The sequence below is a fragment of the Psychrobacter sp. T6-1 genome (assembly GCF_052258445.1).
The window spans coordinates 1-6370 of sequence record NZ_JBQQFC010000130.1 but is presented as its reverse complement, the minus strand read 5'-3'; the positions used below and the strand labels follow the sequence as shown (position 1 = coordinate 6370).

Below are 6370 nucleotides of genomic sequence, written 5' to 3'. Positions count from 1 at the left end.
ATTCGTCAAAAATACGATGAGCGCTTGGTATATGAGCTAGATGTTATTTTGTCAATGGGATTCCCAGGCTACTTCTTAATCGTTATGGACTTTATTCGCTGGGCCAAAGCCAATGGCGTCCCTGTTGGACCAGGCCGCGGATCAGGTGCAGGCTCACTAGTCGCTTATGCGCTAAATATCACCGACCTTGACCCTATCCATTATGATCTATTGTTCGAGCGCTTTTTGAACCCAGAGCGGGTCTCGATGCCTGATTTTGATATTGATTTTTGTATCGAAGGTCGCGATCGGGTCATTGATTATGTGGCGCAGACTTATGGCCGTGAAGCGGTCTCGCAGATTATCACCTTTGGTACGATGGCTGCCAAAGCTGTGGTACGAGATGTGGCGCGCGTACAGAGTAAGTCGTACTTTTTGGCCAACAAAATATCAAAACTGATACCCAAAACACCAGGTATTACGCTAAGTCAAGCGCTAGAGCAAGAGCCGCAGCTCAAAGATCTCATCTCTAATCCTAACAATATGGATTTTGAGGACGCTATCGAGATTTGGGAGATGGCAATTAAGTTAGAAGGCGTGTGCCGAAATGTTGGCAAACACGCAGGCGGGGTATTAATTGCCCCCAATAAAATCACCGACTTTAGCGCCATATACTGCGACGATGATGGCTCGCGGGTGAGTCAATTTGACAAAGACGATGTCGAGGATGTCGGTCTAGTCAAGTTTGACTTCTTGGGCTTGCGTAACCTAACCGTTATCGATGCCGCGGTCAAAAACATCAATCAACGCCGTGTTCGCGAGGGCCTCGATGAGATTATACTAGAGGACTTACCGTTAGATGACGTAAAAGCCTATAAGCTATTGCAAGACGCCAAAACCACAGCGGTGTTTCAGTTAGAGAGTATGGGTATGAAAAAATACCTTGCCAAACTGCAACCAACCAACATCGAAGACGTCATCGCCATGTGTGCGCTGTATCGTCCAGGGCCGCTAGATGCAGGCATGGTAGAGATGTATATCGATCGTAAGCACGGGCGCGAGGAAGTCATCTACGATCATCCCAATCTTGAGCCGATACTTGAGAACACCAATGGCGTTATCGTCTATCAAGAACAAGTCATGCAGATATCACAGGTCATGGCAGGTTATAGTTTGGGCGGCGCCGATATGTTACGCCGTGCTATGGGTAAGAAAAAACCTGAAGAGATGGCCAAGCAGCGTGATATTTTTGTCACCGGTGCCACCGATCAAGGCATTGATGAGGTCACCTCAGGCGGCGTCTTTGATTTGATGGAGAAGTTTGCCGGTTACGGCTTTAACCGCTCGCACTCTGCCGCTTATGGAGTGCTCGCCTATCAGACCGCTTACCTTAAGCAGTACTACCCTGCCGAATTTATGGCAGCGGTACTCACATCCGACATGAACAACACCGACAACGTCGTGTTCTTTATTAATGATTGCCGTGAGAATTTTGGTTTAACAGTGGTCAATCCTTCGGTCAATCGTAGCGCGTGGCATTTTGTCGCCGATACACCGACCAATATCATCTATGGTCTTGGCGCAATCAAAGGCGTCGGCGAAGGCGCAGTTGAGTCTATTGTTAACGCGCGCCGTGCGGATGGCCCGTTTAAAGACCTCTATGACTTTTGTCGCCGCGTTGATATCAAAAAAGTCAATAAACGCACTTTAGAGGCTTTAGTCAGCGCAGGTTGTTTCGATGATTTTGCGGCTACTTTACGACCAGATTTAGCTAGCGATGAGGCTTATGAGATTCGCGGGGCACTGATGAGTCAGTTGCCAAGCGCGGTACAAGCGGCTGAGCAAGACCGCCAAAACAATGAACTTGGCATGATGGACTTGTTTGGTGAGATGGACGGCGTGGTTGCTACGCCTGCGCTCAAAATGACGCCTGATCTCATTTGGGGCGACAAACACCGACTAAAAGCGGAAAAAAACACCTTAGGTCTGTATCTGACAGGTCATCCTATTAATGAGTACCTAGAGGAGCTAAAACGCTACACTTCAGGCACAAGGCTCAATACATTGACTGATACCGGTTATAACGGCAGCTGCTATTTTGCTGGTCTGATAATAGATATGGCAAATTTTGGTAATCGCCATGTCATCACCTTAGATGATGGCACCTCAAGGCTTGAGGTTAGCTGTTATGCCGAGCGCTTTAATCGCGTCAAAGAGCAATTAAAGATTGATGAAGTCGTCATTATCAAAGGCAGTATTCGTGAGCGTGAAGGTCGCCTGTTCGCCCGTCTTGATAATGCCATGAGTATCGTCGATGCTCGCCTGCGCTGGATGAAAAAGATTAGTATCAAAGTTCATGGTAGCGATGTCACCTTGCTAAACCGTTTGCAGCCGTTACTCAAAGCGGCGCAAGCGGATATTATTCCAGCGCCGCGCTTATCCTATGATGAGGATCAAAACGATGGCAACCACCATGATCCGGCTATGAATGGTAGTTTATATGATGAGAACGGTAATGACTTAATGGCGCTTGAGCTGGGCATGAGTCCAGATTCTACTGATCAAAATAGCTTAAACTATGCCAATTTGAGTAATACTGATGACTCAATTAATGACAACTGTTTACCACTTGGTCTGAGCGTCTATGATATCTATGGGATTGCCAACGTGGGCCTATCTGAGCATTGGCGCGTCTATCCTAACGATGACAATCTACAGCAACTAAAGAGCATGATAAACGAAGACAGCTTACATTTTCATTTTAGCTAACGGTTTTTATAGTCAACTTTTATCGTTTAGATTATACTACAGGTTTTAAATTTACTGGATACTCAATCATGGATGACCTATCAAATCTAGCAACTCAAGATGATAATGTCAGCGATTGTCTTAACGAAGAGATTATCGATCACGAACAATTTGAAGACATGCGCGACTTATTAGAAGAAGACTTTGCCGATTTGGTGCAAGTATATTTTACCGATTGTAGAGTGCGTATAGATGCACTACGTACCGCGCTGCAAGCAGATGATAATGCTAACGGTTTTGAGGTTGCTCACGCGTTAAAGGGCGCTAGTGCAAATTTGGGAACCACGCAGCTGGTTACTTTGAGTAGTCAGCTGCAAGAAGCCTGCCGGGCTCGGCGTATTAGTGAGCAAGCCGAACGAATTGAGGCTCTATCAGTGGCGTTAAATCGTGCAGAACTTGAAATAAACAAACGACTGGAGATTTAATGGCTCACGACGCTTTAGCCACAACAGCAGAACTTTCTCCCTTTAGTATAAATGACTATCTTGATTGCGTGCAGGTGGTCATGGTCAACACCACCTTGCCTGCCAATATAGGGTCAGCGGCGCGCGCCATGCATACTATGGGACTATCGCGTCTTAGCGTGGTCGACCCTAAACTGCCAGTAGATGATACCAGTGTATCGCACGCAGCAGGTGGCCATAAGATATTATCATCAGCACGCATTGCCCCAACGCTTGAATCGGCTATAGCGGATTGTCAGCTAGTATTTGCTGCCAGCAGCCGTAGCCGCCACTTGCCGCGCCCCGTAGTCACGCCAACCCAAGCGGCCAAGATCATCTTTCATTTTATTGATCAGCAGTCCTTGGTCACTCCTGATGACCAAAGCCTAGATTCCAAAATCTCTAACCCTGTCACTGCCAAAAATAAGCCTAATATCGCTATACTATTTGGTCGTGAAGACCGCGGCTTGACCAATGAAGAGCTGGCGCACGCAGATTATCATATCCAAATTGACGCCAATCCCGCCTACCCTGTGCTAAACGTCGCATCAGCCGTACAAGTTATTGCTAGTTTTATTTATGCTTACGCACGAAATCATCTTCAGGATAAATCAAAGACACCTGATAGCCTTAGTGATACTGCTAGCCTCAGTGGTGCTGCCAATAGTAACGAGCAAAACGACGCTCATCCGATGCTAGATATTTATCTGCGTCAACAGTGGGATGAGCCTGCTATTAGTCAGCAGCAGTTACAGCAGCTCACCGATCGTATCACTACTTTGATGGTCGATCGCGGCCTTGCTAATAGTGAGCATCTAAGATCGCTACCGCTGAGGCTGTCGCGGCTCGGCGCGCGGTTGCAGCTTGATCAAAAAGAATATCAATTGCTCAGTGCACTCATCGCCAAGCTTGCTAAAGAGTAGCTTGTATCATTTGTTTTTATTTTAAAGCTGATGACTAGGTTTTGAATCCCAAAGCTGTTATAACTTTATCATTAGCTTGTGTATTATTTTGCTACTGTTATTGTCGCCATCTATTATTCGATAAAAAAGGATGCCTTATGTCATTCACAACCTTATTTAAATCCTTATCTTGTGTCAAAAAAGAATTAAAAGAAGACATTGAGGCCGTATTCACCCGAGACCCTGCAGCGCGCAATAGCCTAGAGGTGATATTGACCTACCCTGGTATTCACGCGCTTATTTTACATCGTAGCGCTCATTACTTGTGGGAGCGTGACCATAAACTTGCCGCGCGCACCATCTCTTATGGCTCGCGCATTATTACGGGTATTGAGATTCATCCTGCCGCCAAAATCGGCAGACGCTTTTTTATCGATCATGGCGTAGGCGTTGTGATCGGCGAGACCGCTGAGATTGGAGATGATGTTACCTTATATCACGGCGTCACTTTGGGCGGGGTCTCATGGAACGATGGCAAGCGTCATCCGACTTTAGAGGACGGCGTGACGGTCGGCGCGGGCGCTAAAGTATTAGGACCCTTTACCGTTGGCAAAAATGCCAAGATCGGCTCAAATGCTGTAGTTGTCAAACCTGTACCAGAAAACGCGACGATGGTCGGTAACGCGGCACGCATGATCTCTGATTATCATGACGAAAAAGGCAACCCGATTGCGACCAAAGTTAATGATGCTAAGCAACAAGAAAAAGCTGCCAAAGCGGGTACAAAAGAGTCCAATCAAAAACAAAGTACAGCACGTACGACTACTTTTCAAGCCTACGGCATCGATCCCTATTCGCAAGACCCAGTGGCTGAAGCCTTTGCAAAAATGCTCGAACACATTCAGCAGTCTGAGACTCGCCTAGATCAATTGCAAGACGCTATGTGCAAGATAGACCCAAGCTTTTGTAAAAAGGAATACGATAGATTGTGCCTAAAGGATTTGGACGTTATTGGTCAAGATGATATAGATGTCATCGATAATGATAAGCACAAGTAACTTAAGCTGCTCTAGAAGTCACTGACTGCTTAAAAAGATAGTATGATCAATAAGCTTGAGCCATCAGCCTGAGCGTTTGCTGGAGCTTGTCTTGATTACTTTAAGTCCTATTAAGCGCCGAGTACTCTATGTGACATTGTTTGAGATATTTGCGGTCATGCTAACGACCTTTATTCTAGTGGTACTTAGCGGCAGTGATACCCAGCAGTCTCTTATCCTCGCTATTATTATTGCCAGTACTGCTGTCGTTTGGAACTATATTTATAATACGCTGTTTGAGTATTGGGAGCGGCGCAAGCATATTCAAAAACGCACTTTTTTGATTCGTAGTATTCACGCTATCGGCTTTGAGGGCGGTTTGACTGTGGTCTGTTTGCCTCTTTATATGATCTGGTACGGGGTTGGCATTTGGATGGCGTTGACTATGGAGATATCGCTGACCCTTGCCTTTTTGGTTTATACCTTTTTATTTACCCTAGCCTTTGACACTATTTTTGCCCTACCACATCAAACTGCTACTCTCACTGAGCGCTAAATCTCAAAAAGAAGAGTTTGGCTGCTTTAAAAATTCTATTTCCTGCAAAGTTGAGATACGATTTAAGATTTTATTGCGATGCGGGTAGCGATTGAATCTATCGATGATGACTTTGTGTTTTATCTCAGACTCTAGCGTCTGCTGATTGGTATATTCTGCAAATAACGGCTCAGCCTGCTTGTGAATGAGTTTTGATTCGCTATGCATATAGGGCATTAGCACAAACTTTCTAGCGTCTACCTGAGTGAGCTTATCTAATATCCCAGCGGCTACTGCCTCTTGCGCTAAGGCCAGCGCCATCGCATCTTGCGCGAAGGCTTGGGGCGTACCTCGGTAAATATTGCGTGAGAATTGATCTAAAATAATAATTTCGCACAGCCTGCCCTCGATACTACTGCGCCACTCATAAAACTCTGCCGCCAAAGCTTGCTCAAGCACAGCAGAGAAACGTTTAGTCAGCTGCTTATCAAAAGCGACATCCTTTTCAAAAAACTTTTGGCTGCCCACCTTTTTAAAACAAAACTCTAATATCTCCTGATACATTAATGACGCCTTTAATCGATATCACTCTGACTTTAGGTGATCTTAACTTCTATATATCGTTCTTATATTTTTAGACTATTACTGAATAGGAACAAGACCTTT

The 6370-nt window shown here is 45.5% G+C and carries 6 protein-coding genes; 5 read left to right on the top strand and 1 reads right to left on the bottom strand.

All coding sequences use genetic code 11. The features are described from left to right. The 5 genes from dnaE to ACTXGO_RS08245 all read left to right on the top strand — a co-directional run. On the top strand, window positions 1–2748 hold a 2748-nt coding region (gene dnaE / locus ACTXGO_RS08265), incomplete at its 5' end, for a DNA polymerase III subunit alpha (RefSeq protein WP_443574010.1). A gap of 68 nt (window positions 2749–2816) precedes the next feature. Then, entirely contained in the window at window positions 2817–3212 is a 396-nt protein-coding gene (locus tag ACTXGO_RS08260; protein WP_443541501.1) for an Hpt domain-containing protein, read from the top strand. Beyond that, entirely contained in the window at window positions 3212–4153 is a 942-nt protein-coding gene (locus ACTXGO_RS08255) for an RNA methyltransferase (protein WP_443574008.1), read from the top strand. The genes ACTXGO_RS08260 and ACTXGO_RS08255 overlap by 1 nt, the downstream gene beginning before the upstream one ends. 137 nt (window positions 4154–4290) lie before the next feature. Then, complete coding sequence (cysE, locus tag ACTXGO_RS08250; RefSeq protein ID WP_435950904.1) at window positions 4291–5190, top strand: serine O-acetyltransferase; 900 nt, start codon at window positions 4291–4293, stop codon at window positions 5188–5190. 55 nt (window positions 5191–5245) lie between these two features. Continuing rightward, a complete protein-coding gene (locus ACTXGO_RS08245) occupies window positions 5246–5725 on the top strand; it encodes a PACE efflux transporter (RefSeq protein ID WP_435950903.1) in 480 nt (159 codons plus the stop codon). A gap of 3 nt (window positions 5726–5728) precedes the next feature. Here the strand turns inward: ACTXGO_RS08245 and ACTXGO_RS08240 are convergent, their stop codons facing one another. Next, a complete protein-coding gene (locus ACTXGO_RS08240; RefSeq protein ID WP_443541503.1) occupies window positions 5729–6268 on the bottom strand; it encodes a DUF924 family protein in 540 nt (179 codons plus the stop codon). Window positions 6269–6370 lie beyond the last annotated feature (102 nt).

What these genes read in the sequence shown, in the direction of transcription:
- ACTXGO_RS08240 (WP_443541503.1), bottom strand. Translation starts at nt 6,268, where the DNA reads ATGTATCAGGAGATATTAGAGTTTTGTTTTAAAAAGGTGGGCAGCCAA.
- ACTXGO_RS08255 (WP_443574008.1), top strand. Translation starts at nt 3,212, where the DNA reads ATGGCTCACGACGCTTTAGCCACAACAGCAGAACTTTCTCCCTTTAGT.
- ACTXGO_RS08260 (WP_443541501.1), top strand. Translation starts at nt 2,817, where the DNA reads ATGGATGACCTATCAAATCTAGCAACTCAAGATGATAATGTCAGCGAT.
- cysE (WP_435950904.1), top strand. Translation starts at nt 4,291, where the DNA reads ATGTCATTCACAACCTTATTTAAATCCTTATCTTGTGTCAAAAAAGAA.